This is a genomic window from Citrobacter sp. Ce006, from assembly GCF_030336535.1.
GTDB classification, from domain to species: domain Bacteria; phylum Pseudomonadota; class Gammaproteobacteria; order Enterobacterales; family Enterobacteriaceae; genus Citrobacter; species Citrobacter europaeus.
Genome location: NZ_JAOWDO010000067.1, coordinates 153,360 through 170,686 on the forward strand (window position 1 = coordinate 153,360; position 17,327 = coordinate 170,686).

16 protein-coding genes are annotated in these 17,327 nt (G+C 53.7%); 9 read left to right on the forward strand and 7 right to left on the reverse strand.

The annotated features are described in order from the left end of the window. Window positions 1–78: 78 nt before the first annotated feature. Genes ttrA through ttrB form a run of 3 tightly spaced genes read right to left on the reverse strand, consistent with a single transcriptional unit; the run spans window position 79 to window position 4,894 of the window. Entirely contained in the window at window positions 79–3,144 is a 3,066-nt protein-coding gene (gene ttrA / locus OGV94_RS09815; protein ID WP_100194452.1) for a tetrathionate reductase subunit TtrA, read from the reverse strand. Continuing rightward, on the reverse strand, window positions 3,137–4,159 hold the full coding sequence (gene ttrC / locus OGV94_RS09820; RefSeq protein WP_286523216.1) for a tetrathionate reductase subunit TtrC: 1,023 nt from the start codon (window positions 4,157–4,159) through the stop codon (window positions 3,137–3,139). Before ttrC ends, ttrA begins: the two co-directional genes overlap by 8 nt. Beyond that, window positions 4,160–4,894: a tetrathionate reductase subunit TtrB gene (gene ttrB / locus OGV94_RS09825; protein ID WP_353622571.1), complete on the reverse strand. Its 735-nt coding sequence runs from the start codon at window positions 4,892–4,894 to the stop codon at window positions 4,160–4,162. A gap of 226 nt (window positions 4,895–5,120) precedes the next feature. Here ttrB and ttrS point away from each other — a divergent pair, with 226 nt between their 5' ends. From ttrS to ydhT, 9 genes are all read left to right on the forward strand, one after another. Beyond that, a complete protein-coding gene (gene ttrS / locus OGV94_RS09830; protein ID WP_199995150.1) occupies window positions 5,121–6,854 on the forward strand; it encodes a tetrathionate respiration histidine kinase TtrS in 1,734 nt (577 codons plus the stop codon). After that, window positions 6,829–7,413 (forward strand): tetrathionate respiration response regulator TtrR, encoded by a 585-nt coding sequence (gene ttrR, locus OGV94_RS09835; RefSeq protein ID WP_286523218.1) that lies wholly within the window; start codon window positions 6,829–6,831, stop codon window positions 7,411–7,413. Before ttrS ends, ttrR begins: the two co-directional genes overlap by 26 nt. Window positions 7,414–7,505: 92 nt before the next feature. Further along, the gene (fumD, locus tag OGV94_RS09840; protein ID WP_003029345.1) at window positions 7,506–7,715 is read left to right on the forward strand and encodes a fumarate hydratase FumD; all 210 of its coding nucleotides are present in this window, start codon (window positions 7,506–7,508) and stop codon (window positions 7,713–7,715) included. A 482-nt stretch (window positions 7,716–8,197) separates the two neighbouring features. Then, the gene (locus tag OGV94_RS09845) at window positions 8,198–8,824 is read left to right on the forward strand and encodes a ferredoxin-like protein (protein ID WP_286523221.1); all 627 of its coding nucleotides are present in this window, start codon (window positions 8,198–8,200) and stop codon (window positions 8,822–8,824) included. A gap of 120 nt (window positions 8,825–8,944) precedes the next feature. After that, window positions 8,945–11,047: an aldehyde ferredoxin oxidoreductase gene (locus OGV94_RS09850; RefSeq protein WP_043016544.1), complete on the forward strand. Its 2,103-nt coding sequence runs from the start codon at window positions 8,945–8,947 to the stop codon at window positions 11,045–11,047. A gap of 10 nt (window positions 11,048–11,057) precedes the next feature. Next, on the forward strand, window positions 11,058–11,723 hold the full coding sequence (locus OGV94_RS09855) for a YdhW family putative oxidoreductase system protein (RefSeq protein WP_047411593.1): 666 nt from the start codon (window positions 11,058–11,060) through the stop codon (window positions 11,721–11,723). Window positions 11,724–11,787: 64 nt separating this feature from the next. After that, the gene (locus tag OGV94_RS09860; RefSeq protein ID WP_051642705.1) at window positions 11,788–12,456 is read left to right on the forward strand and encodes a 4Fe-4S dicluster domain-containing protein; all 669 of its coding nucleotides are present in this window, start codon (window positions 11,788–11,790) and stop codon (window positions 12,454–12,456) included. Beyond that, window positions 12,453–13,238, forward strand: a complete 786-nt coding sequence (gene phsC / locus OGV94_RS09865) for a thiosulfate reductase cytochrome B subunit (RefSeq protein ID WP_043016542.1) — start codon at window positions 12,453–12,455, stop codon at window positions 13,236–13,238. The genes OGV94_RS09860 and phsC overlap by 4 nt, the downstream gene beginning before the upstream one ends. Before the next feature lie 51 nt (window positions 13,239–13,289). Continuing rightward, window positions 13,290–14,054: a protein YdhT gene (gene ydhT / locus OGV94_RS09870; RefSeq protein ID WP_370867302.1), complete on the forward strand. Its 765-nt coding sequence runs from the start codon at window positions 13,290–13,292 to the stop codon at window positions 14,052–14,054. Window positions 14,055–14,063: 9 nt separating this feature from the next. Here ydhT and OGV94_RS09875 read toward each other — a convergent pair whose 3' ends face one another. From OGV94_RS09875 to OGV94_RS09890, 4 genes are read right to left on the reverse strand one after another with little or no spacing between them, the layout of a single operon-like run. Next, a complete protein-coding gene (locus OGV94_RS09875; protein WP_043016540.1) occupies window positions 14,064–14,741 on the reverse strand; it encodes an amino acid ABC transporter permease in 678 nt (225 codons plus the stop codon). Next, window positions 14,731–15,516 (reverse strand): amino acid ABC transporter permease, encoded by a 786-nt coding sequence (locus OGV94_RS09880; protein WP_087050627.1) that lies wholly within the window; start codon window positions 15,514–15,516, stop codon window positions 14,731–14,733. The genes OGV94_RS09875 and OGV94_RS09880 overlap by 11 nt, the downstream gene beginning before the upstream one ends. Further along, complete coding sequence (locus OGV94_RS09885; protein ID WP_047411580.1) at window positions 15,516–16,334, reverse strand: amino acid ABC transporter ATP-binding protein; 819 nt, start codon at window positions 16,332–16,334, stop codon at window positions 15,516–15,518. The genes OGV94_RS09880 and OGV94_RS09885 overlap by 1 nt, the downstream gene beginning before the upstream one ends. Before the next feature lies 1 nt (window position 16,335). After that, window positions 16,336–17,169, reverse strand: a complete 834-nt coding sequence (locus tag OGV94_RS09890) for an ABC transporter substrate-binding protein (protein ID WP_286523224.1) — start codon at window positions 17,167–17,169, stop codon at window positions 16,336–16,338. Between the last annotated feature and the right edge of the window lie 158 nt (window positions 17,170–17,327).

The window sequence follows — 17,327 nt, forward strand, 5'->3', positions numbered from 1 at the left end:
TGGCGACTGTGCCTTACCCTGCCTACGACGTCCTGTAGGCCGGATAAGGCGCGTTGCCGTTGCCATCCGGTGCGAGAATTACACTCGCTCAATTCTCGCGGGTAACCCCTGGCGCACCGCCGCGCCCGATACCCAGTCAAGCCAGGTATTCGCTACCTGCCGGGTAGGATCCGCAAAGCCTAAATCGTTGAGATTAATCCCCGACCTTATTTGTGCATCAAACGCCATCGGTTCGCCGTCGAGCGTATGCTGCGCAGCGCCCATTTCTTTATGCCCATAACCGTGTTCAATGGCGATTACGCCAGGCATGACCCCATGCAGCAGGCTTATCTGCGCCAGCGCCTGACCGCCAGGCGTGGTGATCCGTACCTTATCGCCGTGCGCTAAGCCATATCGCTGACCGTCCTGCGGATTGAGCGCCACCAGATTTACCGGCTTCAGATGCTGCAGACGCGGGATCACCGCCGTGGCGCTGGACATTGTATTTGATTTAAAAGAAATCAGTTTCAGCGGCCACTCTTGTTCCGGGAACAACTCCTCGACAGCACGGCCATCTGACAGGCGCGAAGGATACCAGGCCGGGCAGCCGCTGAAGCGCTCGCCGGTAATCGCATGGCGGTGCGCGGCGACGTTCGCATTCCAGATTTGTAGCGGTTTTTCCCACGCATTGCCTACCCGATTCTCAACCCGCCCGCTGATGTCCGGCGCAAAGCGTCCGCCCCGGGAGTAGATAAATGCCACCCGGCTAATTTCATCGGCTTTCAGCGTTTGGGTCATCACAGGCACTATCCGCTGTACCCCGGTCAGCGCAATGTCTTCCGGCTGTGCCTCGGCGACCGGCGCTTTGCCCATAAACGCAATATTAGCGGCGAGTCGCAGGTAGTAATCTTCCGCACGGTTCAGTGGATAGCGGTTACCTTGCGGATCGGTGATCGCATTGTCGCCGAATCCGGGTAGCCCGATGCGTTTTGCTACAGCGATACAGAAAGACTCCATCGAGGCCGGTTGACCGTTGGCGGTAGTGCTGGTCGCGGCTCTGACTACCGGCCAACGCGCGGTTGTGGCTTTACTGGCCACGCCCGCCCATGGGGCGCTGAATCCCCAACTTTCGAAATTATGGGTATCTGGCACGATGTAATCTGCCAACGCCGTGGTTTCATTCATAAAGGCGTCAATCGCGATAAACAGCGGCAGACGCGCAGGATCCTTGAGTTTTTCTTCCGCCACGCCGCGCAACCCTGCAATGCCGTAGAACGGGTTGGTCATGTTGGAGATCCAGGCTTTCAGCGGATAAGGGTAACCTTCAAGCGCTGAGACGAGAAGTTCGGTTAGCTGACCGGCGACAAACGGATACCACGGGGCTTTGGCCGGGAAGGGGGATTGTCCGGCAGCCACCTTATTGCGGTACTCTTCGGAAGACTCATAAGCCGTTTTGCTGCGCGCGATGCTTAACCCTTTCGGTTTTACCTTCCCGGCGAAGCTGTCCATGTTGTAGCGCGGACCGTCGGTGGCGCCATTAAACTTGCCGCCGCCGACGAACACGCCGCCTTCAAGGCTGAGGTTGCCAATCAGTGCATTGAGCATCATCACCGACCAGGCATTATAAAATCCATTGCCTGCCATCATGCCACCGTGGGTGATCACCGCCGCTTTGCGTCCATGACGGGTAAACGCATCGGCCAGTGCGCTAATGTCTGCTTCAGACACGCCGCACTGCTGGCTGTATTGCGTGAGTGTTAGTTTCCCGGCGGACTCTTTCAGGCACTGAAGGCTGCTTTTGACCGTCACCGTCTGGCCGTCTGCCAGCATGACTTCGCGGCTGACAAACAACTGCGCACGCGGGCAACCGCTGGCGGCGACAATTTCGCCGGCCTCGTTAACGACTGCTGGCTCCTCGGCGGCATTTGCGTTCAAATGTGCGAGGGTTAAATGCTGTCCGGCAAGGGTTGGAAGCTCATCGGTAATCACCAGATGCGTGGCGTTAGTCCAGCTTTTTTCTTCGGCCTGCTGCATGGCCTGTATGCCGGGAATAGCGAGGTAATCGGCGTTATAGCGCTGTTTATCGATAATCCAGCGGATCATCGCCATCGCCAGCGCAGAGTCGCTTCCCGGACGTACGGGCTGCCAATGGCCGCGCTCGTCAGCCAGCACCGTAGTCAATGGCAGGGCGGGCGCCACCACAACATAACGGAAGTCGTCGCGTAACCGGGCGCTAGCCAGTTGCCGGGCCTGGCGCTTAAATGGATTACCGGATTGCGCCGGCGAAGTGCCCATAAACAGCGCGAATTCGACGTTATCCCAGTCGGGTTTCACGTGGGTGTTTTTATCCAGATCGCCCATTAGCGCACCGGAACCGGCACGATAGGCCAGACCGCAGTAAGCGCCATGCGCACCGAAGTTTTTACTGCCAAAACTGTTCAGCGCGAAGCGGCGCAAAAATGTATCACGTCCTTCATCGCTGGTATTCGTGACCAGCAGTTGATTGGACTTTGGGCCAAAGCCGGGATGCCCGGCATCAAGTGGCGTGTTGGTATCATGGATTGCCCGCAGACCGTCAACGTGGCCTTCACCAAACAGATCGCCGCCTTCCACCACTTCTTCGATCAACTGTTCGAAGCTAATGCGCTGCCATTTTCCCTCACCGCGTTTACCGACGCGCTTCATAGGTTCCAGAATACGTAGCGGGCTGTACAGCCCTTCCAGTAAGGTTGCACCACGGGCGCAAGCGGTGGAACGCGCGTCAAGACCCGATTCGCCCGCCAGTTGTTCCATTGCGGTGGCAAAGGGGACGGCGGAGTCAATATGATGCTCCTGAGACAATGGATGATAGGGGTTGCCCGCAATGCGCAGCACCTTGCCTTGTTCATTGTCGACGCGTACCCGCACGCCACACTGCGTCCAGCAGCCAAAGCACTGCGTCATGGAGATAACCTGCTGCGGGTTCTGCTGCCAGCGCGGCTGGGCATTGGCTTCGGGAATGAGGGCGTTACCAAAGATGCGATCACGGGTAATTTTGCCCGAGGTTCCGTCCAATAAACCGTCTATTGCGCGCTTTGCCACATCCCGATAACTCAGGCCAAAAGTCACCATGCCACCTACGGCAAGGCCTACTTTAAGCCACTGACGACGTGTTAAATTAGCCATGTTGCATTCTCCTTGCGATCGCGTTCAGGGCTTCACGAACAATAATGATCAGTGCAATCCACAGTCCAAAGGTGCCCAAAATGGCCAGCCAGCCATCGGTACCCCCAGGCAGGGTGTAAGGGTTAAACTGCGCGTTAAATTTCGGGATGGTCTGTACCTGGATGAGTAACGTCCAGCGCATCAGCCAGCACAGCGCCATCGCGCTAAATGCGAGTATTATGCGCAGCGGCAGCGACAGGGGGTTACGTAGCACCAGCCCACAAAGAGCAAGCGATGCAAGCCATAGCGCAACCCAGCCGATGGCGTAGTGTCGTGCCGAAGAGGCAACGTCGAGCCACTGGCGAATAGCTGAACCGGAAAGCGAATTGCCGCTCGCCCATATCACCACCACTCCAGCCAGCGCGATCAGGGTAATTGTCTGCCCCCATGCCAGTTTGCGTGCTAATGTTTCCTGGTTTTTGGTCGTTGCGATGAGCAGGGCGAGAAACGTTTGCAGCGCGCTGAGAAACATTGCAATCGGAAAGGCGTAGCTGAACCAGACCGGACGCGCCTGCACCACTGACACTTCTCGACCGGTGTAAACCAGCAATCCGATGGCCGACAGGGCGCTACCTATGGCTAACCATTTGGTGACGCTGTAACTTTTTAGCGTTAACCGTTTAACGTGCTGCGCCAAAAACCACAGACCTAAGAAGCCGGTGAATAGGGGTAAAAACAGCGCGCCCCATGGCATCCACGACCATGGCGTTGGCCAGGCGTAGAAATGCCAGACGCGGGCGGTTTGGTGTAAGTCAGCGGTCAGCGCCAGCGGCGCGGTAATCGCGCAGGTCAGGGCGATTAACAGCGTCAGGTTTTCCAGTTCCGCCGTCTCTTGTTTGCGCCAGTGAAGCAGACAGGCGAACAGCGCGGCGCAGGCGGCAATGCCGATGAAAAAGAAATATTGTACGGCCCAGGGTAACCAGCTTACGTCCTGGGGATGGGCCAGAACCTCTTCAATAACCAGTGAATGGTTCATTTAAACCTCCTGCCAGAGAGCGGGTTGAGCACGTCCCATCAACGGGGTGACAAACGCCTCGTCCAGACCCAGATAGAACACGTGCGGGGCTGTCCCATTTTCTGGTTTCAGGACTTTGATGGCGTCATGGTGTTCACGCAGCATTTGCGAGATTCGACTGTGCGGATCTTTGATATCGCCTATGATGCGCGCGCCACCGACGCAGGATTCCACGCAGGCCGGGAGCAGGCCGGCTTCGAGACGGTGAACACAAAAGGTGCATTTATCAGCGGTTTGCGTTTCATGGTTGATGAATCGCGCATCATAAGGACAGGCCTGCACGCAGTAGGCGCAGCCCACGCAGCGCGTGTTGTCGACTACCACAATGCCGTCTTCGCGTTGGAAAGTGGCCTGTACCGGGCAAACGGGGACGCAGGGGGGATTATCACAATGGTTGCACAGCCGCGGCAGCAGGACGCTGGTGACGCTCTGCTGGCCCTCAATCTGCACCTGATACTGGTTAACGAGGGTACGAAATTCGCCCTGCGGCGTCTGGTTTTCAATGGCGCAACTGACGGTACACGCCTGGCAGCCAATACAGCGACGCAGGTCAACCAGCATGGCGTAGCGGTGTTGAAGTGAGCCTTCATGGCGTTCAGGCGAGAAGGGGAATTGCGCCTGAGCTAAAGGTACCAGCGATGCGCCGGCGGTCAGGACGCCCAGTTGCTGGAGAAACTGCCGTTTACTGCTGTCCATATTTTCTCCCGTCACGATGCAACAACGAAACATTGGTCACGCCGTTGATTTGCTTGTGATGAATAAAGAATCTCGATGATTTACAGTGTAAAAATCGTGATGGGGGTACTCTATTGTGGTTAACCACATACCCGGCTTGTTGTTGATCTAAAACAACATAATTGACAGGGATAATTGAGTGGGACGCAACGTAGTAAAATGTCTGGTGGTGCTGGCGTCGCTATGGATGCTAAGCGGGGTGGTCAGGGCACAGACATGGAATATCGGCGTTTTGGCGATGCGTGGGGAGGTCTCCACACGTAATCACTGGCAGCCGCTGGAAACCTTGTTGAATCAGCAAATCCCCGGCGAACAGTTTCATATTCAACCACTGGACCTGCACCAGATGCAGGAGGCGGTGAATCGTGGCACGGTACAATTTGTGGTCACCAATCCGGCGCAGTTTGTGCAGCTAAACAGCAGCGCTGCACTACGTTGGCTGGCGTCGCTACGTTCTACTCGCGGGGGGAAAGCCACCAGTAACGTGATTGGCAGCGCGATCCTCGTCAGACGCGACAGCGGGATAACCTCCGCACACGATCTGATCGGCAAAACGGTTGGCGCCATTGACGCACAGGCATTTGGCGGTTATTTGCTGGGATATAAAGCGCTCAGCGATGCCGGTTTGCGCCCGGAGCGCGATTTGCATCTGATGTTCACTGGATTTCCCGCCGATGCCTTACTCTATTTATTACGCGAAAAAGCCGTGCAGGCAGTGATTGTACCGGTGTGTCTGCTGGAAAAAATGGATGAAGAAGGGCTTATTCGTAAAACAGATTTTATGGCCGTACTTAACCATCCAACGTCGATTCCCTGTTTAACCAGTACGCCGCTCTATCCTGACTGGTCGTTTGCGGCACTGCCTGCAGTAAGCGACGAGCTGGCCGATCGCGTCACGCGGGCACTGTTCAATGCGCCGCAGAATGCGACGTTTCGCTGGGGGGCGCCCGCCTCGACTCGCGAAGTCGAAGCGTTGCTGCGCGACGTCCGCCAACATCCGCAGCAGCGCCAGCTGTGGCTGGATGTCAAAAGCTGGTTTATTCAACATCGGCTGGCGATGGGAGGCGCGGCTCTCGTACTGCTGTTGCTGACGCTCAATTATATCTGGGTGATGCTGCTGGTTCGTCGACGCGGCAGGCAGTTGGAGCGAAACAACGTACTGTTGCGCAAACAGGAACAGGAACTGGAAACCGCTCGCCAAATGAGCGTGCTTGGCGAGATGACTTCAGGTTTTGCTCATGAGCTCAATCAGCCTCTGTCGGCTATCCGACATTATGCGCAAGGCTGTCTGATCCGCCTGCGCGGTCAGGATCAGCAGCACCCGCTGCTGCCCGCGCTGGAGCACATTGATAACCAGGCACAGCGAGGCGCTGATACGCTGCGTAATCTTCGCCAGTGGGTTAGCCAGGCGCAGGGCAATCCGGTAATTACCGACGACTGGCAAGTCGTCAATATTCACGATGCCATCCATCATGTCTGGCAATTATTGCGCATGCCTCAGCAATTCCCGGCGGTGGCGCTGCAAACGCAGATTGGTAAGGCGTTAACATTAACGCTGCCAGCCGTTCTCCTCGAACAGGTTCTGGCCAATCTGGTGCTCAATGCGGCCCAGGCAGGGGCAACTACAGTGTGGTTTAGCGCCGAGCGTGAGGATGGCGATGTGTGTATTCAGGTGCAGGATAACGCCGGAGGTATTGATGAGGCACAATTGTATCAGGCTTTTCAGCCGTTTATGACCACCCGTAAAGAGGGGATGGGGCTGGGATTAGCCATTTGTCAGCGGCTGGTGCGCTACGCGAATGGAGACATTGAGATCAATAATCATCAGGCTCCTGATGAAAAAGCGGGTGCGATGGTGACATTACATTTTAAGCAAAACCTGGAGGGAGGCCGTAGTGGCAATTATTCATCTGCTGGATGACGATATTGCCGTCACCCAGGCCTGCGCGTTTTTACTGGAAAGTCTGGGATATGAGGTGTGTTGCTGGGATCAGGGCGAAACATTCCTCGCCGAGGCAAATCTGCACCAGGTGGGCGTACTTTTGCTGGACATGCGTATGCCGGTTCTGGATGGGCACGCTGTCCATGAAGCCATGCGTCAGCAAGAAAGTACGCTAGCGGTGGTATTCCTCACCGGGCATGGCGATGTTCCGATGGCGGTTGAGCAAATGAAGCGCGGAGCGGTCGATTTTTTGCAAAAGCCAGTCTCCGCTGTGCCTTTACAAGCGGCGTTAGAGCATGCTTTGCAGGTTTCTCTCGCCGCATTCTCGCGACAAGAGATCGTCGTCTGTTATCAGCAGCTCACGCCAAAGGAGCGAGAGCTGGCACAGCTGGTAGCAAAAGGGGTGATGAATCGGGAAATTGCTGACGCAATGAATATCGCCGTGCGCACGGTAGAGGTTCATCGGGCGCGGGTGATGGAAAAAATGCAGGCGGGAAGTCTTGCGGAGCTGGTAAATCGACTCCAGAAGATTCAGTAGAGTTATGACATTTGTTTGATTTTCATTGAATTTTGTCTAAACCGTCAGACTGATATATGCTGTTGGTTTGAGTTAATGACGAGCGGGCAAAAATGGGAAATCAGACCAAAGACGATGAGCTGTACCGTGAAATGTGCAGAGTAGTCGGTAAAGTAGTGCTGGAAATGCGCGATCTGGGACAAGAGCCTAAGCATATCGTCATTGCGGGAGTACTGAGAACCACCCTCGCCAACCAACGTGTGAAGCGCAGCGAGCTAGAAAAACAAGCCATTGAGACCGTGATTAAAGCATTGGCCGGATAATCCGCAAAAAAGAGGGCGGTAGTTTCTCTCGCCGTCCTCTTATTCTCATTACGTTAATCTATCAATAATTATAATTTAGTGCTGCAATTAGCGTCATCAAACTCGCTGTATATTTAATTATATATCGCATGCGATATAAAAATATATATGAGAGTGGAGTCACAAATATTTGCACAGCATATGAAGTGCTATTTTAATTTATCTAAATGATAATAAATCTCACTCCGCATTAATTATTTCCCTTCCGTTTTTTAATTGATGACGATCAAGACTATGTATGCTGAATAACCACATTATTTCTACGCCTAACCCTAAAGAATTAGATTCATTCAGTTTAACCACCGTCATTTACGCGATCAGGTTAGGGCAAAATTTTACGTGTTGTTGGCAACATAAACCGCCCGAAATGGCTTGAGCTGGACTGGTTTAATTTAGCCTGGAGGTGTTGCTACCACAGCGTTTGCGAAGAGGATGCGAAATAAATGAACCAGGTTGATCGTCCATTTTTAGATTGTGGTTTAACGCGGCTTGAATTTCTGCGGATATCAGCAAAAGGTCTGGCGGGATTAACCATTGCCCCCGCACTGTTATCCCTTTTGGGCTGTAGGCAGGAAGATGTCGACAGCGGCACCGTGGGGCTTATCAATACGCCAAAAGGGGTGCTGGTAACCCAGCGAGCGCGCTGTACGGGCTGTCACCGCTGTGAAATTTCCTGTACTAATTATAACGATGGCGCCGTGGGCACTTTCTTTTCCCGTATAAAAATCCATCGTAATTACTTCTTTGGCGATGATGGCGTTGGTTCCGGCGGCGGACTGTATGGCGATTTAAACTATACCGCTGATACTTGCCGTCAGTGCAAAGATCCGCAATGCATGAAGGTCTGCCCCATCGGCGCTATTACCTGGAAACAGGAAGAGGGTTGTATTGTGGTGGATCACAAACGTTGTATTGGCTGCAGCGCGTGTACTACCGCCTGTCCGTGGATGATGGCGACCGTAAATACCGAAACCAAAAAATCCTCAAAATGTGTGTTATGCGGGGAATGCGCCAATGCTTGTCCGACTGGAGCATTAAAAATTATCGAGTGGAAAGATATTACTGTTTGATAGATAGCAGGTATGCCTGGTACGCGTCATTAATTGCCAAAAATATCGCAGTTTTGCAGATAAAAGCTACCTGGAAAATGGCGGGTATATCTATTAAACCTTCTTGCAAAGGAAAACATGATGGCTAATGGTTGGACAGGTAATATTTTACGGGTCAATCTCACCACGGGTAATATCACCCTGGAAGATTCCAGTAAATTTAAAAAATTTGTCGGCGGGATGGGCTTTGGTTATAAAATTATGTACGACGAAGTCCCGCCTGGCACCATGCCTTTTGATGAAGGGAATAAACTGGTTTTCGCCACCGGACCATTAACGGGTTCTGGTGCCCCTTGTAGCTCCCGCGTCAATATCACCTCCTTATCGACGTTCACCAAAGGCAATTTAGTGGTGGATGCCCACATGGGCGGCTTCTTCGCCGCGCAAATGAAATTCGCCGGTTACGATGCCATTGTTATCGAAGGAAAGTCCGCATCTCCGGTCTGGATCAACATCAAAGACGATAAGGTGAGCATCGAAAAAGCCGATTTCCTGTGGGGCAAGGGAACGCGCGCCACAACCGAGGAAATTTGCCGTATTACCAGCCCGGAAACCTGCGTCGCGGCTATTGGCCAGGCGGGTGAGAATCTGGTGCCGCTCTCCTGCATGATCAACAGCCGTAACCATAGCGGCGGCGCCGGTACTGGCGCGGTGATGGGCTCGAAAAACCTGAAGGCCATTGCGGTAGAAGGGACCAGAGGGGTCAATATTGCCGATCGCAAAGAGATGAAGCGGCTCAATGACTACATGATGACCGAGCTTATCGGCGCCAACAACAACCACGTTGTGCCAAGCACCCCGCAGGCCTGGGCAGAATATTCTTCGCCAAACTCGCGCTGGACAGCCCGTAAGGGACTTTTCTGGGGCGCGGCAGAAGGTGGGCCAATCGAAACCGGCGAAATCCCGCCGGGTAACCAGAATACCGTGGGTTTCCGTACCTATAAATCCGTGTTCGATCTGGGGCCAGCCGCTGAGAAATACACGGTCAAAATGAGCGGCTGCCATTCATGTCCCATTCGTTGTATGTCGCAGCTTAATGTCCCGCGAGTGAAAGATTTTGGCGTGCCGAGTACCGGTGGTAACACCTGCGTAGCGAACTTCGTTCACACCACCATTTTCCCTAATGGCCCGAAAGATTTCGACGATAAAGACGACGGGCGCGTGGTGGGAAATCTGATAGGTCTGAACCTGTTCGACGATTATGGCATCTGGTGTAACTACGGGCAGTTGCACCGTGATTTTACTTATTGCTATTCGAAAGGCGTCTTTAAGCGCGTACTGCCCGCTGAAGAGTATGCGGAGATCCGCTGGGATCAGCTGGAAGCGGGCGATCCTCATTTTATTAAAGACTTCTACTACCGCCTGGCGCATCGCGTGGGTGAACTCAGCCATCTTGCGGACGGCTCGTATGCCATTGCTGAACGCTGGGATTTGGGCGAAGAGTACTGGGGTTATGCCAAAAATAAACTGTGGTCACCGTTCGGTTTTCCAGTCCACCATGCAAACGAGGCCTCCGCACAGGTGGGGGCGATCACCAACTGTATGTTTAACCGTGACTGTATGACGCATACCCATATCAACTTCATCGGTTCCGGATTACCGCTGAAATTACAGCGCGAAGTGGCGGGCGAGTTATTTGGTTCGCAGGATGCCTACGATGAAACCAAAAACTACACCCCGATCAATGCCGCCAAGATTAAATATGCCAAATGGACGCTGCTGAAAGTCTGTCTGCATAACGCGGTTACGCTGTGTAACTGGGTTTGGCCGATGACGGTTTCACCACTCAAGAGCCGTAACTATCGCGGGGATTTGGATCTGGAAGCGAAGTTCTTCCAGGCGGTCACCGGTGATGAAACCACGCAGGCGAGTCTGGACCTGGCCGCTGAACGCATCTTTACTCTGCATCGTGCTTATACGGTCAAACTGATGCAAACCAAAGATATGCGCAATGAGCACGATCTCATCTGTTCCTGGGTGTTTGATAAAGATCCGAAGATCCCGGTTTTCACTGAAGGAACCGACAAGATGGACAGGGAGGATATGCGTCAGTCCCTGACGATGTTCTATCAGGAAATGGGCTGGGATCCAGAGCTGGGTTGCCCAACGCGTGAAACCCTGAACCGACTCGGACTTGAAGACGTAGCCGCTGATTTGGCTGCACAGGATCTGTTGCCGGCGTAAGGAAAGCAAGATGACTAACGTGAGCGACGTTCTGATACCCGTTGAGGCGTTTCCTGACGAGGTTGACAGTCAAAAGAGACAGTGGCTGCAGGCGTTTCACCCTCCTGTAGAGCAGGTGACTGCACCTCAGGTTCAGGAACCCGTCAGCCCGGAGTCGATTGTGGCAGATTTTATTCGTCAGCATTCAGCATCAGGACAAGTTGTGGCGCGCAGCGTGTTTCTGCAGCCACCTTATTCGGTCCCTGAAACCGAGCTTTCTACGCTGTTGGATGCGCTGTGTCAGGACGCGAATGACGCGGATATTAGCCGTGTGCAGGGCGCGGAAGATGCGTATTTCTATTCGACGCAAACCATGAGCGCAAATTACGCCGATATGTGTGTGCAGGTGATGGAAAACGACATCTGCCGTGCGATTGCCGAAGCGGTACGCTTCGACTGTCGCACGTATCCTCGCCCCTATAAGGTCGCCATGCTGACGCAACCGCCGTATAGCTTTGAGTCTCAACAGCTTGCAGCTGCGCTCACAGCCATGGAAACGCATCCTGATTACGCAGATATACGGCCTGTGGAATCGTCAAATGCGGAGCCTTATTTGTTCAGCGAACGTTTTATGAGTTATGGCAAAGCGTACGGCCTGTGTGAATGGCTTGAGGTTGAGCAGTATCAGAACCCCTGAATTATTCAGGTTGATGTCATGGAATGTGTGGACGACCACTGTCACAGTATTAGAGGATAACCCGATGTCCTTCACCCGACGAAAATTTGTCATTGGCATGGGGACGGTGATTTTTTTTACCGGCCCAGGTCAAAATCTGTTAGCGAGTACCAGAAGCCCTAAAGACGTTCATTACGTCATGATTCACGACGAATCACTGTGTAACGGATGTAATCTCTGCGCCCGCGCATGCAGGAAAACCAACCATGTTCCTGCCCAGGGCAGCCGTTTGTCGATAGCGCATATTCCGGTCTCTGACAACGACAACGAAACACTGTATCACTACTTCCGTCAGTCCTGTCAGCATTGCGACGATGCGCCTTGTATTGAGGTGTGCCCGACCGGCGCCTCCTGGCGAGATGAAAACGGTATTGTGCGGGTAGACACGTCTTCCTGTATCGGCTGCAGCTACTGTATTGGCGCGTGTCCTTATCAGGTACGTTATCTCAACCCGCAAACCAAAGTGGCGGATAAATGCGACTTCTGTGCTGAAACTCGTCTGGCGAAAGGTTTTCCGCCGATCTGTGTTAACGCCTGCCCGGAACATGCGCTGATTTTTGGTCGTGAAGATAGCCCAGAAATTCAGAGCTGGTTGCGAGAAAATAAGTATTACGAACATCAACTTGCAGGCGCCGGAAAACCCCATCTGTATCGTCGGTTCGGTCAACATTTGATTAAAAAGGATAATGTATGAACGCGTCGCAGAATGCCGAACAGTTTCACGCCCAGCTTGCGCAGTATGTTCCCCTGTTTTCACCGGACTACTGGCCTGTGTGGCTGGTTATCGCTGGGTTAATGCTGGTGGGAATGTGGCTGGTGCTGGCGCTACACGCCATGCTGCGCTTTCGGGCGGCGCATAAAGCGTCGGCAGGGCACGGTGAGAAAGTCTATTTATACTCGAAGGCTGTACGTTTATGGCACTGGTCAAATGCGCTGCTTTTTTTACTACTTCTGGCTAGTGGTCTGGTCAATCACTTCTCCGCCGTCAGCGCATCGGTGATGAAAAGCCTGCTTACCGTACATGAGGTCTGCGGCTTTTTATTGCTTGCCTGCTGGATTGGTTTTGTCCTGATCAACCTGATTGGCGGCAACGGACATCATTATATTATTCAACGTCAAGGATGGATCGCACGCGCGCAAAGACAAACGCGATTTTACCTGTTCGGCATTATGCAGGGTGAGTCACACCCATTCCCGGCATCAAAGCGTTCTAAGTTCAATCCGCTACAGCAGGCGGCCTATGTGGGCGTGATGTATGGTTTGCTGCCATTACTGCTAATCTCAGGGCTGTTATCGCTCTATCCGACGGTTGTCGGCGATCTGTTCCCTGGCGTGCGTTACTGGCTGCTGCAGGCGCACTTCGCGCTGGCGATTGTCAGTCTGTTTTTCATTTTTGGGCATCTTTATCTCTGCACGACAGGTCGCACGCCGGGCGAAACCTTCAAGTGCATGGTGGATGGCTATCACCGACATTAAGCGATGATGATTACGCGAAGTGATTTACGGGCCTGGCGCGTTGGGCCCGTTATGTATCGCTGGTTTTTACGTACTTTTCCCGCTGGTGGAAGCTATGCCGATGTCCATCGTGCGCTCCAGCGAGAAGGGTATACAGACTGGGCAGACAGCCTGGTGGAATACGGCTGGTCAAAATGGCGGGAAGAGGCGAGTTTTGTCCAGCAGGATATTCGCGCGATGGGGAGTATTTCCCGTGTGCAAACGGCGGGGGAAACCCGCCGTCCGCTGGCGGATGCGGAAGATAATGCCCGGTTTAGTAGCGCTAGCGATAACGTTAAAATCGCCAGCGCAGGGTATGCCGCCCAGATTGCCAGCGCAGGTTATAGCGCACGCATTGGTAGCGTAGGCTACAACGTGCATATCGGCAGCTCAGGCGATCGCGGGCGAATTGCGGTTGCGGGAAATTCGGCACGTATCAGTAGCGTGGGTGACGGGACGCGTATCGCCAGTACCGGCATGCGCGTACGCATCAGCTCGCTCGGTGACCGAAACCGGATTGCCTGCAGTGGCGATTTAACCCAGTTGGCCTGTTTTGGCGCAGAGTCCAAAATCGCCAACTGCGCGGATAACATCCACATTATTGCCAGCGGAGAGAACGCCGTCGTTGCCAGTACAGGCGTTGTCGATTCGATAACGCTCGGTCCCGGCGGCTGCGCGGCGCTGGCCTACCACGATGGCGAGAGGATGCGTTTTGCGCTTGCCGTTGAAGGGGAAAATAACATTCGGGCAGGGGTGAAATATCGGCTCAACGAAGACCATCAGTTCGTGGAATGTTGAGCCGTGGTGTCATTTTAGCGCGAAGCGGCGTTGGGTGATTTTCTCCAGGCTCAGGCACAGCAGGTAATAGACCAGTCCGGTAAAGATAAAAATAGCTGCCGGGTAGATTTGCACCCGGCTGTTAACCTGACCGGCAACCGTCGTGAGTTCCGGCACGTTAACGATAAATGCCAGCGATGTATCCTTCAGTAATCCAATAAAGATCCCCGTGAGCGACGGCAGCACGTTACGCAGCACCTGTGGCAATAAGATAAGCCACAGTGCCTGATAAGGGCGAAAACCCTGAACCACTGCTGCATCATATTGCCCGCCAGGCAATGCGCTGATTCCTGCGTACACTGAGTGCATCACCGAGGCGGCGGTGAACCATGCCAACGCCAGCGTCACGGTAACGGCACCGGGAAGATCGCTTCCGGTCAGCATGGGGAGCAAATACCACATCCAGAAAATCACAAAGATGAGCGGAATGCCGCGAATAAACTCTGCCCAGATGAACAATAGGTTGCGAATCGCGCCAGGAAACCGCCAGGCGCAGCAGGCAAGAACTATTCCGCCCGGCAGGGCCAGCAGCGCCGCGCCGAAAGCCATCAGCAAAGTGAGCAGAACGCCGCCGGGTTGCCCCTGCGCCATACGTCCCCACAGGAGATAGTCAAGATTGTCGGTAATGACCGAAATATTAGCGATCACGCGGTATGCTCCTGACGCAGAAAATGCGCGTTCTTACCTTTGACGATTTACCCGACGCAGGCTGCGGGCCAAGACGCGTAAGCAGCATACCCAGAACGATGCCGGTGAACAGGTAAAGCGCCGTGCCAACGGCAAAGGCTTCCAGCGCGTGCGCGTTGTAGCTTTCAATTTGCCGTACCTGGTAGGTGAGCTCGGCAAAACCAATACCGCTGGCGAGCGAGGAGAGCTTCATCAGGTTGAGATACTGCCCAACAATGGGTTGCCAGGCGTTTGCCAGCCCCTGAGGCAGCAGAATGTGAAGGAACGTCGTCCAGGATGAAAAACCCTGCGCCACGGCAGCCTCGCGTTGTCCGGCAGAAACCGCTTGTAAACCAGAGGCGATCTCCTCGACCAAAAATGCCGAGGTAAATACGCCCAGCCCCCATGCTGAACAGATAAATTCTGGTGTTAACCACCAGACATCCCCCGGCAGAATAGACCATGGATGCTCAGCATTGATAAAGGTAATGATGTCGCGGGGCAGCCAATTCCATGCAGCAAAATACCAGAACATCAGTTGCACCAGTAACGGTGTGTTGCGAAACACCGAGACCCACGCGCCGACTACCGCTTTGGCAAGGCGATTGCCCGTCAGGCGCAGGCCGATCAGCGCGATGGCAATAAGCGTGGCGAGCACGATACCTGCCAGCGTCACCCAGAGCGTGGTGAGAAAGCCGGAAATTATCCATTGCAGAGGTAGCCCGCTCAGCACCCCCTGCCAGTCCATTGCAAGCATTATAGCGATGACTCCTGGTGTAACGGATCGAGCACTTTTTTCAGGAAACGCTGGGTTCTCGGGTGCTGTGGTCGGGTGAAAAAATCTTCTGGTGCGGCTACTTCAAGAATATCGCCGCCATCAATGAATACCACCCGATCGGCAATCTCACGCGCGAAATGCATTTCATGGGTCACGACGATCATGGTGATGCCGCTGTGGGCCAGGTTTTTCATCACTTGTAATACCTCGCCGATCATTTCCGGATCCAGCGCAGAGGTTGGCTCATCAAACAGAATGATTTGTGGCGACGAGGCCAGCGCACGGGCGATGGCCACGCGCTGCTGCTGCCCACCGGACAACTGCGCGGCATAGGCGTTGGCTTTTTCTGCCAGTCCCACCTTTTCCAGCAACTCGAATGCCCGACGCTCCGCTTCCGCCTTGTTCCAGCCATGAACATATTCCAGCGCCAGCGCGATGTTCGAAAGCGCTGTCAGATGCGCATAGAGATTGAATTGCTGAAATACGAAACCAATACGGCTGCGTAACTGGCGTAATGCTGCCCCGCGCAACTGACTAATCGGTTTGTCATCAATGAAGATTTCACCTCCGCTCAGCGACTCAAGCTGGTTGATAAGACGTATAAGAGTGGACTTTCCGGAGCCAGAAGGGCCCAGAATAGTCACCACTTCACCGGGTTCAACTGAGAGGCTGACGCCGTTAAGTACGGTGTGAGCGTCATACTGTTTGATGACATTGCGCAGTTCAACGCTCGCCTGACGCAAATGGGTAAAATCCGCAGCAGAAGCTGCGGACCGATGAAAAAGGGCTGAGAGCATATTATCTGGCTTCTATTTTAAAGGCGCGGGGTTGTGGATTCTTGGTTTCAGGACCAAACCAGACATCATAAATTTTGGCCGCCTGCCCGGTAGACTCCAGCTTCAAAAGCTCATCGTTGACGGCTTTTAACAGCGCAGGTTCACCTTTTTTCACCCCCACGCCGATCTCTTCTTTGCTCAGCAGATCCGGAAGAATTTTGAAATCTGCTTTATCCGGCGCGCCGCCTAATAAACCGGCCAGAATCGTACTGTCCTGGGTAATCGCCTGGACATTGCCGTTGCGTAGCGCGGTTAACGCCAGTGGAATATCGTCGTAGGCCAGCACACGCGACTGCGGAAAGCGCTGATGTAGCGCCTGCTCGCCGGTGGTACCTTTTACCGCGCCGATTCGCGCTTTACTGTATTCCTCGAGCTTGTCCGGAGATTTTGCTGGCACAAGGAACTGCTGACCGGTAACAAAATAAGGGATGGAGAAGTCAATCACCTGCGCCCGTTCAGGCGTGATCGTGATATCCGCGACGATTAAATCGGCTTTACCGGATTGTAATAACGGAATGCGGTTTGCCGGATTGGTCGCGACCAGTTCCAGTTTTACGCCAAGGGATTTGGCCAGCGCTTCGGCAAAATCAACGTCGTAGCCGACAATCTTATGCGTTTTCGCATCAATGGAGCCAAACGGCGGATTCGCGTCGAATGTCGCGACTTTTACTACGCCAGCGGCCTTGATATCAGCCAGTTGGTCGGCCTGTGCCTGCGAGACGGTAAGACCTGAAGCCAGCAGCACGCCGAGCGCCAGCAGTGTTTTTTTAGCGCGGTATTTTTTCGTTGCCATCATTGTATGAAATCCCTGTAGTTTTTGGTTTGTGCTTTTTACGCTCCCATAACTTACGGTTGGGACAAAATAAGAAAAAATTCTTATCTATATACAAAATGTTATTAGTGAAAAGGGTGTTAATTACGGGTGAAAATATTGCAATGGCGGAAGGCAAAATA